Here is a 17,340-nt window from a genome sequence, read left to right as displayed (position 1 = left end):
ACCATCCCCGCGCCGCGTCGCGCGCCGCCGCCCCCGGTCGCGCGTCGCTGCGCCGCCCGCCCCCCCCGCCGGCGGGCGCCCCACACCCCCCCCCCCCCCCCCGCCGTCGTCGTATGCAGCGATGTGGGATTGCCGGGCCGGGGCCTACACGTCGACGTGTTCGATCCACTCGTAGACCGGGAGATTGCCTTCGGGAGTGTCCTGGCGGCGTGGTGTGGATTTGAAACGTTCGTAGCCACCGGCGTTCTGCACGCGTAATTCGATGCCGGGTGGGGTGATGGGAACGATGCGGTGCGGCAGGTCGGCCGGCCCGCCTTCGAGTACAGCCTTCGGTGAGCTACCCATAGCTGAAGGCTCTCATATGGCGGCCCGCCGACCGGGCGATTCCACGAAAGACACGCGCTACCCGGCGTTCAACCGGACGTTACCCCGGCATACCCGCGACAGCGCCACCCGGACCGCTCGTGCGGTGCGGGCGGCGCTGTGCGCTCATGTGCCGCTCTACAGCGGCAGCAGGTGGTGTTTGCGCGGGTTGCGCTGCAGGCGCTTGTCCCGCAGCAGCGTCAGCGCCTTGCGGATCTCCAGGCGGGTCGCCGAGGGTTCGATGACCGCATCGATGTAGCCGCGCTCGGCCGCGGGCCACGGGGTGGCCGCGGTCGCGTTGTAGAAGTCGATCATCTGTTTGCGGATGGCCTCACGCTGATCCTCCGGCGCCGCCTCGAGCTGGCGACGGCCGACCAGGCCGACCGCCTGCTCCGCACCCATCACGGCGATCCGGGCGGTGGGCCAGGCGAAGTACACATCCGCGCCCAGGGCCTTGGACCCCATGACCGCCCAGCCGCCGCCGTAGGCCTTGCGAACCACGACGGTGACCTTCGGAACCGTCGCCTCCACGAAGGAGAACAAGAAGCGGCCGCCGCGCTTGATGACGCCGGCCTTCTCCTGCTCCAAACCGGGCATGAAGCCGGGCGTGTCCACAACCAGCACCAGCGGAATTTCGAACGCATCGCACATCCGCACGAAATGCGAGGCCTTGTCGGACGCCTTGGCGTCGAGCGCACCCGCCAGGTACATCGGCTGGTTGGCGACGACGCCGACCGACCGGCCGTCGACCCGGGCGAAACCGGTGATGATGTTGCGGGCCATATCGGACCCGACCTCGTGGAAGCCGCCGTCGTCGAAGATCCGCAGCAGCACCTCGTGCATGTCGTAGCTGGCGTTGTCGGAGTCGGGGACGAAGCTGTCGAGTTCCAGATCGGTTTCGGTGATCTCGGGCTCGAGGCCCGGATTGACGATCGGCGGCTCCTCCTGGCAGCTCGACGGGAGGAAGCTCAGATATTCGCGCGCCCACTCGAACGCCGCCTTCTCATCCTTGGCGACGTGGTGGATATTGCCCCAATCGGCCTGGTTGTAGGCGCCGCCCAGCTCGTCGGCGCTTACGTCCTCACCGGTGGCCTCGCGAGTGATCTGTGGGCCGGTGACGAACATGTGCGCGGATGCGGTGGCGATCACGACATCCGTACAGATCGGCTGATATACCGCACCGGCGGCACAGTTGCCGAGGATCAGCGACACCATCGGCACCGCACCCGAGAGCGATTCCTGAACGATCGCCATCTCGCCGTACCAGCGCAGCGAGGTTACCGCCTCCTGCACGCGCGCGCCGCCGGAGTCGTTGATGCCGACCAGCGGGCAACCCATCTTGGCGGCGAAGCGCATGAGTGAGGCGACCTTGCGGCCGAACATCTCGCCGACCGTCCCGCCGTACACGGTCTGGTCGTGGGAGAACACCGCCACCGGCCGACCTTCCACCAGCCCGTGGCCGGTGACCACACCGTCGCTGTACAGCGAGTTCTTGTCCGCCGGATTGCGAACCAGCGCACCGATTTCCACGAAGGTACCCGGGTCCAGCAGCATGTTGATCCGCTCGCGCGGCGAGGGGATACCTTTCTTGGCCCGCTTGGCAATCCCCGCTTCGCCGGCCGGCTCCTGCGCGAGTTCCAGCTTCTTCCGCAGGTCGGCAAGCCTCTCGGCGGTCGTACTCACTGCTCTCCCTTCCCGGGCGCATCGTCGGCTTCGGTGCTGATCGCGGCCAGTTTCCGGGTGAGGTCGGCACCGATCTGCGCGACGCGCGGTTCATCGATGATCTGGAGGTGGTCACCCGGGATGTGGATGACTTCCAGGTTGGGGATGTAGTCGTCCCATCCGCCGTTCGGCTTGCGTTCGGCGAAACGAGGCTCGAGCTCGATCATGCCGTCGTGATACCGATCGGCCAGATAGAGAACGACATCGCCCTCGTAGTGAGACGGCTGGGCCTTCTCCAACTCACGGCTTTCGATCCACGAGTAACGCTGGTGTTCGATGACACCACCCGGGATCTTCACGTCAGCGAATTTCAGCAAATCCGTGACGATTTTGAACTGCTCCTCGTCGGACGCCTCCGCGAGTTCCTGCAGCATCTCGTCGTCCAGTTCGCCTTGAATGCCGTAAGTCTTCTGCGCAAAGGCTTGGAAACGCTCGATGCGGCCGCGCCGTCCCTGAGGACTGTTGTCCTCATCCTGGGTAGGCAGAGCCAAGTCGATCAGGCCGACCAGACGGACGTCCGCACCCTCCGAACGAAGGATCTGTGCCACCTGCAAAGCCAGGACCGCACCCAGTGACCACCCGTAGAACACGTACGGGCCAGCGGGCTCGATTTCCCGAATCTTGGTGACGTACTGACGCGCCCGTTCCTCGATGGAACCGTCGACCCGCTCGAAGCCGTACATCGGAGTACTCTCCGGCAGCCGCTTCAGCAGGGGTTCGTAAACGAGCGTATTACCGCCGGAGGGATGGAATACGAAGACCGGCACAGCTTTCGAGCCTTCGGCTCGCGGCCGCAGGGGCCGTACGAATCCTTCGACGTCACCGCTGTTGTCCTGGTGTACCCGGACGATATCCGACAGTTGCTCGATGGTTTCGCAATCGAGCACATCCTCGACGTCGATCGTCGCGCCGACCCGATCCGACAGCCGCGCGGCCAGCTTCTCCGCGGTGTCCTCGTCGAGGATCGGCAGGGTGTTGAAGATGCCGCCGGCCGACTTACCGGTCACCATCGCCCAAGCCGCGAAGGTCAACCGCTCGGCCGCATCACGCGGGGGCACATCGGATTCCGGTTCCTTGGTGCCCGCGTCTCGGCCGCCGCCGAACACTGCCGCCGCCTGCGCGGGAGCGGTGCCGTTCTCGGATCCGGTCTTCGCATCGACCGCGTCGCCGGCGGGAGCAACCGTCTCGGCCGGCTTCGGCTCGGCGGCCTGCACCTGCTGCTTCACCGCCGCGGCCGGGTCCTCCCCGGCCTCCATCGCTGCGCGCGCGGCGGCGACGAAGTTGTCGTCCACGGTGAGCGAACCACCCTCGGCGGCTTGCTTTTCCGCCATCGCCGCGACCTGGTCGCGGTGCTCGATCGCGTAGCGCAGCACCTTGCCGACCTCGTTGAGGCTGGCATCGCGCACCGCGGAGACCTGCAGCGACGGGATGTCGAATTCGTATTCGACGCGGTTCTTGATCCGCATCGCCATCAGCGAGTCGAGCCCCAGCTCCATCAGCGGGATCTCCATCGGCAGATCCTCCACGGCATAACCCATGGATTCCGCGGCGATGGTGGCCAGGCGCTCCTCGACGGTCTGCGTACCGTTCGGATCCCAGCGTTCGCCGAAGCTCTCCGCGACGACGAGATCGGCTGTGCCGCTGTCCGTCTCGGCCGGAGCGGGAGTGGGCTGGACCGCGGGAGCCGGAGTTCCGTTGCCGGACGGCGCGCTCGCGGTGACCACCGCATCGAACAGCAGCCGGAACGCATTGCCCTCGCGGACGTGCACCTGCACCGAGGCTCCGCCCGGATGCGGGGTGAGCGTCGTGGTCAGGGTGCCGGACGCCGGCAGCGGGGAATGCGCGACGGTCGCACCCAGTGCCACCTCCGACAACACCTGCGCCGCAGCCGCATTCACCAGACCGGCCAGATCGGTGACCGCCGAGGCCGCGACCTCCCAGGCGTGGCGGCCGTCGGGCAGCGCCACGTGCGCACCGGGTGCGCGACCGCTGCCCGAACCCGTCGCGATGCTGACCTTGGGCCAGTACTCCTTGCGCAGGAAGGCCGTTCGCGGCACGTCGGCGTAGTCACCGGCGGGCAGCAGCGACACCAGGTCGACCGGATGGCCCTGCACATACAGCTGGGCGAGCGCGGAGATGACGCCCGCGGCCTCGTCCTCCTTACGCTTGAGCGTGGGGATCAGGGCCGCGTTGTGCACACCGGCGGCGAAGGTCGTGCCCATGACCTGCATGAGCGCAACGGAATTCGGCGCCAGTTCCAGGTAGGTGGTGATGCCGGCGTCGACAGCGCGGCGGATCGCGTTGGTGAAGTACACCGAGCCGCGCATATTGGTCACCCAGTAATCGACATCGTGCACCGGGTCCGAACCGGCCTTGTACACGGTCGCCTTGTGCACGGTCGAGTAGAGATCCGTGGTCACCTTGGTCGGCTCGATACCGGCCAGCTCCGCGGCCAGCTCGCCCAGCAGCGGATCCATCTGCGAGGTGTGTCCCGCGCCGCGCGTCTGCAGTACCCGGGCGAATTTGCCCTCGGCCTCGGCGCGCGCCACGATCGCGTGCACCTGGTCGGGCGGCCCGCCGATCACGGTATTGGTCGGCGCCGCGTACACCGCCACCTCGAGATCCGGATACTCCGGCAGCACCTTCTCGATATCTTCGGCGCTGTACTCGACCAGGGCCATATTGCGCACCTGGTCGTCGGTGATCATCTGCTCGCCCTCGCCCATCAGCCGCGAGCGTGCGCAGATCACCCGCACCGCGTCCTCGAGTGGGAGGCCACCGGAGATGTAGGCACCGGCCGCCTCACCCTGCGAATGTCCCACCACGCCCGCCGGTTCGGCGCCGTGCGCACGCAGCAGCGCGGCCAGACCGAGCTGGATGGTGAACACACCCACCTGCGAGGTGCCCACATCCCAGTCCTGGGCGTCGTCGAGGATCATCTCCTTGACCGAATATCCGGCCTCGTCGACAACCAGTTCGTCGACCTCGTCCACGGTCCGGGCGAAGATCGAATTCTCCAGATAGAGCTGCTTACCCATCTTCCGGTGGTGCGAGCCGAATCCGGCCAGCACCCACATCGGGCCCTGGGCGGCCGGGGAATCGGCGGTGAACACACCCGGTCCCGGCTTACCGGCGGCGATGGCGCGCAAGCCGGCCACTGCCTCCTCGTGCGTCTTCGCCAGCACCACGCCGCGCGAACGCCCGTGGTTGCGCTTGGCCAGCGACCGTGCCACATCCTCGAGCGGAGTCGCCTGTCCCGCTTCGGATTCCAGCCAGTCGGCGAGGTCGCTCGCGGCCCGGCGACGGCGCGACGGCAGGTAGGCCGAAACCGGCAGGATCACCGGCAGGGGCTCGGTGCGTTCCTGCGTCCACTCGGCAGCCTCGGCGACGGGCTCGGGTTCGGCCAGCGGATCGTTGCCCTCGATGATGGCCTCGGCACCGGCGAGCACATCGGTCGCCTCGTTGTCGAGTTCGGCGTCGAGCTCGGCTTCGGCCGAAGTACCCTGCGCCGCATCGTCTTTCACCTCGGTGGCGGCGGCCGGTACGTATTCCTGGATGACCACGTGCGCGTTGGTGCCACCGAATCCGAATCCGGAGACACCGATGGTGGCGGTACCGCTGTAGCGCGGGAATTCGGTCGGCTCGTCGACGACCTTCAGGTGTGCCTGATCGAACGGAATGAAGGGGCTCGGCCCCGCATAGCCGATATTCGGCGGAATGACGTTGTGCTGCAACGCCAGAATCGCCTTGGCGAGGGCGGCGGCGCCGGCGCCGGATTCGAGATGTCCGAAGTTGGTCTTCGCCGAACCCAGCAGCGCCGGCTTGTCGTCTTCGCGCCCACGGCCGACCACCCGGCCGAGCGCGTCGGCCTCGATCGGATCACCGATCGGGGTACCGGTGCCGTGTGCCTCGATGTAGTCGACGGTCGAGGGCGCGATACCGGCATCCCGGTACGCGCGGCGCAGGACATCGACCTGGGCATCCGGATTCGGGGCGACGATGCCGTTGGAACGGCCGTCGGAGTTGACGGCAGTGCCCTTCACCACCGCGAGAATTCGGTCTCCGTCGCGTTCGGCGTCGGCCAGGCGCTTGAGCACCACCATGCCGGCGCCCTCACTGCGGACCATGCCGTCGGCATCGGAGGAAAACGCTTTGATGTGGCCGTCTTTCGCGACCGCGCCGATGGAGTCGAATCCGAGCGTGATCGCGGGGGCCAGCAGCATGTTCACACCACCGGCCAGCGCCACGTCGGCGTCGCCGTTGCGCAGGGCACGCACCGCGTCGTGCACCGCTACCAGGGTCGAGGAGCACGCGGTGTCCACGGCTACCGAAGGACCGCGGAAATCGTAGAAGTACGACACCCGGTTGGCGACGATCGCGGTGGAGCCGCCCGTGAGGGCGTAGGCATCGGCCGAGGCCGGAGCGTCGGCGTCCGACTTGCCCAGCCCCAGTGCGGCGATCAACGAGAAATCGTTGGTCGAGGTGCCGATGAACACGCCGACCGATTCACCCTTGAGGGTATTCGCCGGAATTCGCGCGTGTTCCAACGCTTCCCACGTCAGCTCCATCATGAGCCGCTGCTGCGGATCGACGCGCTCGACCTCGACCGGCGACATCGCGAAGAACTCCGCGTCGAAGCCCTTGATCACATCCTGGTCGAGATAGCCGCCGAGGGTATTGCCGTTCTCGACGGCCGCAGCGATATCCGGATCGGCCAGGAATTCGGACCAGCGGCCCTCGGGCAGCTCCCGGATGCCGTCGCCCCGGTTGATCAGGAAATCCCAGGTCGACTCCGGCGTATCGCCTGCTCCGGGCAATCGCGTGGACAGACCGACGATGGCGATATCGTGCGCCGCCCCCGGCTGGTATCCGGCGGTGTAGAAGGAGTCGTCGGCTGCCTCCTCCGGCGCCTCCGGCTCACCGTTGATGATCCGCTCGGCGAGCGCCGCGATCGTCGGGTGCTGATACACGATCGTCGCGTTCAGCAGGACGCCGGTGAGCTCTTCGATATCACCGCCCAGGGCGATCGCGTCACGGGAGGCGAGGCCGAATTCCTCCATCGGCCGGTCGACCGTGATCTGCTCCACGGGCTGGCCGGTGGCGTCGGCGACCCAGCGCTGCAGCCACTCGCGCAGCTCGGCCACCGACATATCGGTGCCGCCGGATTTCGCCGCGCCGCCCGGTTCGGTCACACTCTGTTCGGTCGCAGTGGTCTGCTGCTCCACCTCGGCGTTCGCGTCGCCGGTGGTTGCCGTCGTCTGGGTGCCCTCGTTGTCAGCCATCAATTCCTCAAGCTACCTGTGTGCGAATGTTGCGCGGGCGGGGATTGACAGCCGATTCGCCGTCATGTGGATAAGTCGCGGGTTGTGGACAACCCGCCGGCAGATCGCGTCCCCCGGCGAATTCCACACCGCTGCGGGCTGCCGGCCGGCCCGTCGAACGGGCACGTCACAGCGACCAACGGACCGGCCGGGGCGACGAGAAACCCCGATCTCGGAACGGTGGGAATTCACCGGGAACACGACTTACTCTTCGTCCGGTGCGTCGGGGAAGGCCTGCTGCTGATAGCCGCCGCGCAGGGTGCCCTCCAGATACGCGGCCCGGCACGCCCGGCGTGCCAGCTTGCCGCTCGAGGTACGCGGAATCGAACCGGCGGGCACCAGCAGCACGTCACGCACGGTCACGCCGTGACGCTGCGACAGCGCACCGCGCACCGCGTCGGCGATCGGCTGCGGGTCGGCCTTGTGCGCGCCCGGGCCCCGCTCGGCCACGATCACCAGCTGCTCGGAGGCATCGTCGGCGTCGTACTTGAGACCGGCGTGGCTGTCCGAGGCGAAGACCTCGGCCGGCAGCTGGTTGGCCGGCACCGAGAACGCCGCGATGAAGCCCGGGCGCAGCATCTTGCTGGCCTCCTGCGCGGAGAACTCCAGATCCTGCGGGTAATGGTTGCGGCCGTCGACGATCACCAGGTCCTTGACGCGGCCGGTGATGTACAGCTCGCCGTCGACGTAGACGCCGTAGTCGCCGGTGCGCAGCCAGATCGCGTCGTCGGGGGTGCCGGCGGCGTGCGAGCCCTCGGCCTGGCGGTTGGTCAGCAGGTTCTTGAAGGTCTTGCGAGTTTCCTCCTCGCGACCCCAGTAACCGATGCCGATGTTGTTGCCGTGCAACCAGATTTCGCCGACGCGGCCCTCGGGCAGCTCCTGCGCGCCCTCGGGGCTGTCGATGGATTCGGGGTCGACGATCGCGGCCCACTGCGACAGCGCGATGTAGCCACAGCTCACCTGCGCGATCGCGTTCGGCGCGCCCTGGTCGACCTTCGCCACGCGGCCGGCGTTGAGTTCGTTGCGGTCGACGTAGATGACCTTGGCCTCGTCCTCGGCCCGCGTCGCGGAGACGAACAGAGTCGCCTCGGCCATGCCGTAGCAGGGCTTGATCGCGGTCTTGGGCAGCCCGTAGGGGGCGAAGGCCTCGTTGAACTTCTTCATCGACGAGGTGGTCACCGGCTCACTGCCGTTGATCAGGCCGATCACGTTCGACAGATCCAGCGTTTCGCCGTTCTTCGGCAGACCGCGCGCCGCGGCGTGCTCGAAGGCGAAGTTCGGCGCGGCGGCGAAGGTGCCGGCACCGTCGGATACCGCGGCGAGCTCGGAGATCCAGCGACCCGGGCGCCGGACGAAGGCGCTCGGCGACATGATGGTGATGTACTTACCGCCGATCGCCGGCAGGATCACGCACAGCAGGCCCATGTCGTGGTACAGCGGCAGCCAGGTGACACCGCGCGAGTTCCAGTCCAGATTGATGGCGTGAACCATCTGCAGCAGGTTGGTGCCGACCGCGCGGTGGGTGATCTCCACGCCGGCCGGGGTCCGGGTCGAACCCGAGGTGTACTGCAGGTAGGCGATGTCGTCGACGGCCAGATTCGGCCGCACCCAGGACTCGCCGAGAGTGTCGGGCACCGCGTCGACGGCGATGATGCGCGGACGCTGCGCGGCCGGCAGCGGCCGGAAGAACTGGCGCACGCCGGCGGCCGAGGAGCTGGCCGTCAGAATCGCCGACGGCTTGCAGTCGCCCAGTACGGCGTGCAGGCGGTCGGTGTGGCCCGGCTCGTCCGGATCGAACAGCGGCACCGCGATGGTGCCGGCGTAGATGGCGGCGAAGAAGGAGATCACATAGTCCAGGCCCTGCGGCGCCAGGATCGCCACCCGGTCGCCGGGTTTGGTCACCTGTTGCAGGCGAGCGGCCACCGCGCGCAGCCGGACGCCGAATTCCTTCCAGGTCAGGTCCTGATACTCCCCGTCGCGCTCGCGGGAGTAGTCGATATAGCGATACGCAAGATCGTTCGCATCGTTGCGGGTGTGCTTCTCGACGTAATCGACCAGGGTGCGGCCCTCGGGAATTGCGATGTTCCCGGTTTCGTCCAGGTAGTCGTCGAAAGTCTCGTCCGTCATTCCTTCTCCTCCGAGGCACACGCAGCACGGCGACATGGCCGCTGTTACCTGTGAGGCCCCGACTCTCTTTCACCCGCGGGCGCTCTGTGGTGCGAGAGCATGCCTGCAGCTTTTTCCGGTGGTCTGCGCGGTGACCACCTATCGGCTAGATGTACTCGAGCCAGGGACATGTTACAGAGCAGGCCCCGAAGCGGTCTCCGGAGCGAGCCGAACGATTCCCCGGCTTGCACGGTGGCGACTCGCTACGGCTCCTCTCGCAGCAAGGGGATCACCGGTGCGAAAGCATCCATCTGGGTCGGAAACACTCCGACATAGGACATCGATGTCAATCGCCGCACGTTACGGATCTGCTCGGCGATCTCCTCGAATGTGCCGATGGCCACATAGGGCGAATTCAGGATGTCTTCCACCGACAGCTGGACATCGACCTCGAGATCCGGGTGCAAACCCTTGTCAAGGGCGGCCAACGCCATCTCGGCCGTGCGCTCGCGATCGTCGGTGATCACGACGGCGGTGATGGTCCAGTTGAGTTCGATGTCGGGGAACCGGTCCCCGGCGGCCTCCTTGATGAGATTCACCTTCTCGATGGTCTTCTCGAGGGTGATTCCCGACAGCAGGCCCTTACCGGTCTTGGTCGTGCGCGGCACGACCGAGATGATGTCGGCGTGCTTGGCGGCCAGCCGCAGCATCTTGGGGCCGCCACCGCCGGTCACCAGCGGCGGGCGCGGGCCCTGCCGCGGCCGCGGCGTGCCCTTGATGCCGCGCACCTGATAGTGCTTGCCCTCGAAATGGCATTCCTGCCCGCGCAGGAGCACATCGAGAATGGTCAGCGCCTCGTCCAGCTTCTCCAACCGCACGCCCGGCGATTCGTAGGGAAGGCCGGCGGCTTCGAATTCGCTCTTGATCCAGCCCGCGCCGACGCCGAGTTCCAGCCGCCCGCGCGAGAGCACGTCGATGGTCGCGGCATCCTTGGCCAGCACCACCGGATGCCGGAAACCGTTGGCCAGCACCGAGGTTCCGATCCGGATGCGGTCGGTGGCCACGGCCAGCGCGCCGAGCGCGGCGATCGGCCCGACCTGGGGGCCGAGGTGGTCCGGAATCGCGAAGGAGTCGTATCCGTATTCCTCGGCCTGCTGGGCGAGCTTGACGAATTTCCGCGCACCGCCCTCCTGCTGATTTCCTTCACCGGCAGCAGCGAATCGGAACGCGCGCGCCGGAACACCCAGCGCTGTCATCTCGACACCGCTGGTCGCGCCGGCGGCGGCGGCTTCTGTCATGAACTCTCTGCTCCTGGCTGTGCGGATGTGCGCTGTGGCGCGATCATCGCTGCACTTTACAGCCTTCACCAAAATCTGAGTGACCCTCGGGTTTACTTTTTTCCCGGGAGCTCCGGCGACCGCGGTCACCGCTGGTCGTCAGCCGTGCGCCGGGTGGGGCGCGTCCTTGATCAGCCCCTCGGCCCAGGCGGCCGCCCATTGAGTGGCCGTGGTGCCCTGATCGTCCACCTGGAAGGTGTTGTAGAGGCTGTGCACCGGATTGCCCACGGCATGGACCAGGGTCATCAGGCTGGGCACGATATTCACCGGATTCAACGCCTGCTGCGGGGCGTCGCAGATCAGATCCCCGGGCGCGCAGATGGTGTTCGTGCGCCCGGACAGCGAACCGAAACCGGCACGTGGCCCCGTCATGGTGATGCCCGGAACCGACAGGCCCTTCAGCGCGACCTCCGCGCCCACACCCGGCGGGGAGACCCCGATCTCACCGGCCTGTCCGGGCCCGTTCACGCGACGGCCGTCGGCGATCAGCGTCACACCGAGAACCTGGTCGGCGGCGACCGGTCCCTGCCCGGCGCCGATCTGTGCCGCGATATCACCCGCGATCACGGCGCCCTGCGAGAATCCGGCGATCACATAGTTGGTGAGCGGGCAGTTCTTCGACATATCGGTGAGTTCCGCCAGCGCACGCTGCGTGCCCTCGGACCGGCTGTTGTTGTAGGACGATTGACCGTCCGGCGGAAGCGCGATCGGATTGGAGAATTGCGCGACGTAGGGGACGGTGTAGACGTCGAGCCGGGACTCCGGGAACTGCTGGCGCACCGGATTGGTCACATGCAGCATCAACGACGCCGGATTGGCCGTCGGATCGTGCGGGTCGTCGTTGCTGTTCGACTCCCAGGTGCCGGGAATCGCCAGTAACTGCACATCCGGGCAGGAGGCCGGCTGGCTGCTGGGCTTACCGGGCTTCGGCGGTCCCGGCTTCGGGACGTGCAGCCGACCCGCGAGCACGAACCACAACACCAGCGCCACGATCGCCACCAGGACCGCGATCAGCACGAACAGCAGACAGCCCGGCCGCCGGTTGCGGCCGGGACCGCCCGCGGCGTATCCGGAACGTCGTCGCGCGTTCACTTGTTGCAGTAGGACTGGGTCGCGACGTCGATGTAGATCTGGCCCGCCTGTTCAACCGACATCTTCTGCGGATCGAAGGACGGGTCGGTGCCCGCCATCGCGTTCACGAACGTCTTGACCTCCTGATCGGAGGCGCCGCTCGCCTTGCTCTGGCAGACGTAGTTGGCCGCGGTGATCGCGATGTCCGGGCTGGACGGATTCACCCCGCGCTTCTTCAACTCGTCCAGATAGGCCTGATCCTTCGCCGACAGCTGCGTGTTGTCACCCGAGTTCGGCTGCGCCGGCTCCGGACGCTCGTTCGCGCTGCTGGTGGCCGGGGCCTGTTCCTGGGTCGGCTCGGGCGCCGCCGGCGCGCTGTTCGGCGCACTCTGCGCGGGCGCGACCGTGGCGGTCGTGGTGGACGGCTTCAACGTGGGCGTGCTCGACGCCGTGGAATCGTTACCGCCGCAGGCGGCCAGTAATCCCGTGGCCGCCAGCGCGACCATGATGCCGGCGACCTTGCCACCGGCGATGTACCGTTCTCCGACCGGACGGGTCCGAAGCATGAATCGTGTCCTCGATCTAGTTCGCTGAGGGCTAGAACTCCTAGCAGGTCGCGCTCCAGGTTAACGGCAACCGGCGCGGACAGGGATCCCATGGCCGGAACCCTCATCAACCACTTAAAGGTGATTTATCGCCCTAGGCTCCGTGTACCTCGGGCGGTTTGCCGTCGCGCACGACGACGAATCCGGTCTGGAAATTCTGCTGCACGCCCCCGGGAACCGGGAACTCGTCGCTGATGGGGTAGCCGAGCTTGCCGTTCTCGAAGCCCTGCTGCCCCCATGCGTCCATGATCGGGCCGTTGCGCACGGCCCATGCCCCCGAGAGCGGACTCCAGTAGATGTTGCCGCCCTCGAACTTGCTGTAGCGGCCCAGATCCTTGGTCGGCTGTTCCTCGGCGGCCGGGAAACCGAGCCAGCTGTTCTCGAAGCCCATCTGCGCGTACTTACCGAGGATCAGGCCCTGCACCCGGTGCGCCCCGGTCTTGTCGCTGAAGTACATCGGACCGCCCTGGAAGCCCTGCACCACGCCGTCCTTGTTCGGCGTTTTGGCCTCCGGCCCGGTCGGATAGCCGGCGGGGCCACGTTCGAAGCCCTGCCGCTCCCATTCGGCGAGAATCGCCCCGCGGATCACCTGGGCGCCGGTCTGCGGCGTCCAATAGACCGAACCGCCCTGGAAGGTCTGGAAGCGGCCCTGACCGTCCGGCAGTGGCTGTTCGGCGGCGGTGGGCAAGCCCAGCGGGCCGCCCGGTCCGGCCGTCGCCTGGTAGGTCCCGCCGATCGCTCCCGCGACCGCATGCGCGCCGGTGGCCTGCGACCAGAACATCCGGCCGCCCTTGAAGTCCTGCGCGCTGCCGTTGGTCACCTGGTATTCGCCGGTGACGCAGTCACCCAGCCACTTGTCGATCTGCACGGCCGCGGCGACCGCGCCGTTCACCGCGCAGGCGGGTTTGTCGGCCTCCACGCCGAGCGCGGCCGCGGCCTGGGGCCAGGACTGACGCATCTCGAAATCCCAGTACGGCCACGAATGTGTGCCGGAGGGGCGGTAATTGGCCTGGACCGGAATCGACAGCTTGTTCAGCTTGTCGACGAAGTTCTGACTGGTCAGCCGGGACAGCATTTCCAGGCCCATCCCGGCGTAATTGGTGCTGATGCCCGGGATGTCGGAAGGCTTGTCGTAGGCGCCGGTGGTGCCGCTGCCGGCGGAAACGTACAGGCTGATGCCCTTGAGCTTCGGCGCCAGCTGATACGGATCGTGTTCGGACCACTCGGCATTCGTCGGCGGGCCCCACATGGCGTTGGCGTCGAATCCGCCGGCGTCGCGCATCGCGAACATGATCGCCTGTGGCATACCGACACTCGTGGTGGTCAGGAAGCCCGAATACGATGCCGCGTACTTCACCCAGCCGGGATTGCGGCCGGCCAGGAACATCGCGGCCGTACCGCCCATCGAAAGCCCCTCGACGCCATGGGCGTCGGTGGCGCGCCACTGGTTCTCCAGCAGGGGCGGCAATTCCTTGGTCAGGAAGGTTTCCCACTTGTAGTTCTTGCCGTTGTCCTGCTGCACCCAGTCGGAATAGAAGCTCGACTGGCCGCCGATGGGCAGTACCACGGTGACGTTCTTGTCGGCGTAGAAGTCGACGGCCCCGGCATCCTTGGTCCAGCCGCTCTCGTCGTCCTCAGCGCGCAGGCCGTCGAGCATGAACAGCAGCGGAAATCGCGCGTCCGGGCGGGAATTCCAGTCGCGGGCCAGCAGTAGTTGCACCTGGACGGGTGAACCCATGGACGGCGAATTCACCCACAGCGCGACGCGCCGATCGGTCAGCCAGACGACCTTCTCGATCGTCGCCCCGGCCGGTGCGGGCACCGCGGCGGGTTCGGCGAATGCCGGCAGCGGTGCGACGCTGATTCCGGAGGCGATCGGCACGACCACGGCAGCGGCCAGCATCGCGAGTCGTCGACGGGCCCAGCGGCCGCGACGAACCGTCCCCCGTCTACCAGATGCCACACCTGCCACAGGAGTGTTGTACCGCGCCCGGACGGCTGGAGGCGGTAGGACGCGCGGACAGCAAACCTGAGAAATCGCAGCGCACAACGCAACCGGCGCCCGCCCGCAACATGCCGGCGCCGCGCAGATCTGATCTGCGCGGCGCCGGGTTCAGTTGTTGTTACGGCCCTTGATCAGGCGTTCAGTGCGGCCAGAATGCCCGTGCGAGCCTTGGCCAGCTCGTCCTGCCAGTAGAGCCAGGCGTGGGTGCCCGTGGGCGGGAAGTCGTAGGCGGCCGGAATGCCCAGCGAGTCCAGGCGAGCCTTGAACGAGTGGGTGCTGACCATCGAGATCAGCTCGATGCCCATGGCGTTACCGGTATTGAACGCACCGACAAGGCCGTTCGGGTGGTCGTACTGACCGGGCAGACCACTGGCGGCCGAGATGTACATCGGCAGACCGCGCAGCTGCGGCGCGAACACCATCGGGTCCGAACGCAGCCACTGCGGGCTCCACGGCGCGGCCATCGAGTCGACATTGAAGCGGCCGGCGTCGAGCATCATCACGCGAATCGCCTCGCGCATACCGGGGGCGTTCCAGTTCAGCGGACCGGAGAACGAGGCCGCGTACTTGAACTGGTCCCGGTGGAACGCCGCCAGGCGCAGCGCCGCCGGACCACTCATCGACAGACCGGCGACCGCGTAGTTGGTACGCGAAACCCCGTAGTTGCTGAGGAAGTCCGGAAGTTCCTTGGTGAGGAACGTTTCCCACTTGTAGGTGAACTTCTGGCCGTTGGTGTTGCTCGGGCCCTGCCAGTCGGCGTACCAGCTGGACTGGCCCCCCACCGGCATCACCAGGGTGACGTTGTCGTTGCCGAACATCTGCTGCGCGTTGGTCTCGAACGACCAGGCGTTGCGGTCGTCGCGCGCACGCAGGCCGTCCAGCAGCAGCAGCGCCGCGTTACCGCCGTTGCGCGCCCACTGCACCTGCACCTTGATGGGGCCCATGCTCGACGGAACCATCAGTTCGTCGTAGCCGCCCGCGGGCGTCTGGTGCACGGGTGCGTGAACGGGAGCGGCGATGGCGGCCGGGGCCATGATGCCCGCCGCAATCGGGAGTGCCATCGCGGCACCCGCAGCGAGAAGTCGTGTGCGCCAACCACGCTGAGCGCCTCGCCGCCCTCTGGGGGCTGACTCCGGCGCGAGCGCCGAATGCGAAACCGGCGCGGCCGACCTGCCGAAACGCATGGATACTGCTCTCTTTCTGCTGCTGTCTGCTGTTGTCGCCGCGCCACGACCACTTCCGTCAGCGACGGCATGATCTGCACCCACGTCGAACCCGACCTTTCGACATGAGCGACGCCGCGGCTACGAACGGTCACACTTGCGCTCGCTGGACGATATTCGACCGCCCAATCGTTAGCAACACGGACCCCGCCGGGTGGCTGAAATCCGCCCGTGCGCCATTCGTAATCGTGCAGTGACCCTATCGCGTCCGGCCGGAAATGACAGCGTGAAATGACGAATCAACTACTGCGCCGGTGAATTTCACCAGGAAACACCGAACATGGCTCGGGCCCCGGCGGTTTCGGCCGGGGCCCGAGATGTCGCGGATGTTCAGCCGATATTCGCCGAAAGGTCCGGAATCATCCGGTATGCCTCGGCTTGCCAGTTGAACCAGTCGTGCACACCGACATTCGGGAACGAATACACCGCGTTGGTCGCGCCCAGCGTCGCCATCCGCACCTGGAAGGCCCGGGTATTCGCCAATGCCAGCACCTCCAGCGGCGCACCGCGCATGATGTGGTCGGCGGCCGCCGGCAGTGGCAGGCCCAGGTCCTCCTGCGACGGCACACCGCTGCCGGCGGCGATCCAGAGCCGGGTGTTGTTCGCGATCAGGCGCGGCGCGAATACGAACGGGTCCATTCGCAACCACTGCGGGCCCCACGGCGGAGCCATCGAATCAACGTTGTAACCGCCCGCGTCGATCATCGCCATCCGAATCGCCTCCCGCATACCGGGGGCGGAAATGTTCAGATAGCCCGAGAACGATCCGGCGAAGCTGAACTGATCCGGGTGATACGCGGCCAGCGTCAGCGCGGCGCTACCACCCATCGACAATCCGAACGCGCCGTTGCGGCTGGCCCGGAACCCGAGCCGATCACGCAGGGCATTGCGCAACTGGCCGGTCAGGAACGTCTCCCAGTCGTAGCGATAGTCCTTCCCCGGCCCACCCAGGAATGCCTCGGTCACACCGGATCCGGTGTTGGCCGAACCGAAATTGCTCGGCGGGACGCCGAAGAACGAGCTGGGCGCATTCCAGTCGGCGTAGAAACTGGATTGGCCGCCGACCGGCATGACCACGTTGATATTCCAGTCGGTCAGTACCTGCGCGACATTCGTCTCGATCTCCCAGCCGTTCAACGTCTGGGGTGCCCGCAGACCGTCGAGCGCGTAGACCACGCGATCGGTGTTGCCGTCCTTGGCCCGGAAAATACGGGACTTGACCGCGCCCATCACCGGAGAATCGACCCAGAAGTCGAAGCCCGACGGGTCGAATGCCGCCGATGCGGTCGCGCCGTTGCCGAGTACCGAAACTCCCAGTGGCAGCAACAGTGCCAATGCCATGCCCAGCGCCGAGCGCCTGAGCCGCGAACGCGGCGCCTGACCAGGCCTTCCTCCGAGCAACGGCTTCCTGCGCGCAATTCGCATCGACACGGCCTTTCGCCAGAAGCGGCGGTCGCAACCGATCCCACACCGCACGAACCACCGCTCGTTCCGGACAACACAGACAAAGCGTTTCGGCGAAGGCGCTCGCCGCTGTACTGCAGGGTTCTTCGATACCAATCGAGTATCGGTGATCGAGTAGCGCGA

The 17,340-nt window shown here is 66.9% G+C and carries 10 protein-coding genes; all 10 read right to left on the bottom strand.

The window, feature by feature from the left end; translation table 11 throughout:
* Positions 1–144 precede the first annotated feature (144 nt).
* Positions 145–345, bottom strand: coding sequence for a DUF5988 family protein (locus tag A5789_RS00170; RefSeq protein WP_036497026.1), 201 nt, complete (start codon positions 343–345; stop codon positions 145–147).
* Between the two features lie 156 nt (positions 346–501).
* Positions 502–2,046 (bottom strand): acyl-CoA carboxylase subunit beta, encoded by a 1,545-nt coding sequence (locus tag A5789_RS00165; RefSeq protein WP_030516810.1) that lies wholly within the window; start codon positions 2,044–2,046, stop codon positions 502–504.
* On the bottom strand, positions 2,043–7,235 hold the full coding sequence (gene pks13 / locus A5789_RS00160) for a polyketide synthase Pks13 (RefSeq protein ID WP_227462720.1): 5,193 nt from the start codon (positions 7,233–7,235) through the stop codon (positions 2,043–2,045). The genes A5789_RS00165 and pks13 overlap by 4 nt, the downstream gene beginning before the upstream one ends.
* 375 nt (positions 7,236–7,610) lie before the next feature.
* Positions 7,611–9,533 (bottom strand): long-chain-fatty-acid--AMP ligase FadD32, encoded by a 1,923-nt coding sequence (fadD32, locus tag A5789_RS00155; protein WP_193615461.1) that lies wholly within the window; start codon positions 9,531–9,533, stop codon positions 7,611–7,613.
* A gap of 242 nt (positions 9,534–9,775) precedes the next feature.
* Positions 9,776–10,810, bottom strand: a complete 1,035-nt coding sequence (locus A5789_RS00150; protein WP_030516807.1) for an LLM class F420-dependent oxidoreductase — start codon at positions 10,808–10,810, stop codon at positions 9,776–9,778.
* Between the two features lie 138 nt (positions 10,811–10,948).
* Positions 10,949–11,941: a cutinase family protein gene (locus A5789_RS00145; protein WP_064903476.1), complete on the bottom strand. Its 993-nt coding sequence runs from the start codon at positions 11,939–11,941 to the stop codon at positions 10,949–10,951.
* Positions 11,938–12,486, bottom strand: coding sequence for a DUF732 domain-containing protein (locus A5789_RS00140; protein WP_181065262.1), 549 nt, complete (start codon positions 12,484–12,486; stop codon positions 11,938–11,940). Before A5789_RS00140 ends, A5789_RS00145 begins: the two co-directional genes overlap by 4 nt.
* A gap of 133 nt (positions 12,487–12,619) precedes the next feature.
* On the bottom strand, positions 12,620–14,428 hold the full coding sequence (locus tag A5789_RS00135) for an alpha/beta hydrolase-fold protein (protein ID WP_064903478.1): 1,809 nt from the start codon (positions 14,426–14,428) through the stop codon (positions 12,620–12,622).
* A gap of 233 nt (positions 14,429–14,661) precedes the next feature.
* Positions 14,662–15,591, bottom strand: coding sequence for an alpha/beta hydrolase family protein (locus A5789_RS00130; RefSeq protein ID WP_036525379.1), 930 nt, complete (start codon positions 15,589–15,591; stop codon positions 14,662–14,664).
* Positions 15,592–16,083: 492 nt separating this feature from the next.
* Positions 16,084–17,094 (bottom strand): alpha/beta hydrolase family protein, encoded by a 1,011-nt coding sequence (locus A5789_RS00125; RefSeq protein ID WP_064902541.1) that lies wholly within the window; start codon positions 17,092–17,094, stop codon positions 16,084–16,086.
* Positions 17,095–17,340: the final 246 nt, after the last annotated feature.

The sequence above is a fragment of the Nocardia sp. 852002-51101_SCH5132738 genome, assembly GCF_001665695.1.
Taxonomy (GTDB): domain Bacteria; phylum Actinomycetota; class Actinomycetes; order Mycobacteriales; family Mycobacteriaceae; genus Nocardia; species Nocardia nova.
The sequence above is the reverse complement of the archived record's forward strand: the minus strand, read 5'-3'. Positions and strand labels throughout refer to the sequence as shown.

Bases quoted from the DNA above. Each gene is read 5' to 3' on its own strand.
- A5789_RS00125 (WP_064902541.1), bottom strand. From the start codon at position 17,094: ATGGCATTGGCACTGTTGCTGCCACTGGGAGTTTCGGTACTCGGCAAC.
- pks13 (WP_227462720.1), bottom strand. From the start codon at position 7,235: ATGTCGGTGGCCGAGCTGCGCGAGTGGCTGCAGCGCTGGGTCGCCGAC.
- fadD32 (WP_193615461.1), bottom strand. From the start codon at position 9,533: ATGACGGACGAGACTTTCGACGACTACCTGGACGAAACCGGGAACATC.
- A5789_RS00140 (WP_181065262.1), bottom strand. From the start codon at position 12,486: ATGCTTCGGACCCGTCCGGTCGGAGAACGGTACATCGCCGGTGGCAAG.
- A5789_RS00150 (WP_030516807.1), bottom strand. From the start codon at position 10,810: ATGACAGAAGCCGCCGCCGCCGGCGCGACCAGCGGTGTCGAGATGACA.
- A5789_RS00170 (WP_036497026.1), bottom strand. From the start codon at position 345: ATGGGTAGCTCACCGAAGGCTGTACTCGAAGGCGGGCCGGCCGACCTG.
- A5789_RS00135 (WP_064903478.1), bottom strand. From the start codon at position 14,428: ATGCTGGCCGCTGCCGTGGTCGTGCCGATCGCCTCCGGAATCAGCGTC.
- A5789_RS00130 (WP_036525379.1), bottom strand. From the start codon at position 15,591: ATGGCACTCCCGATTGCGGCGGGCATCATGGCCCCGGCCGCCATCGCC.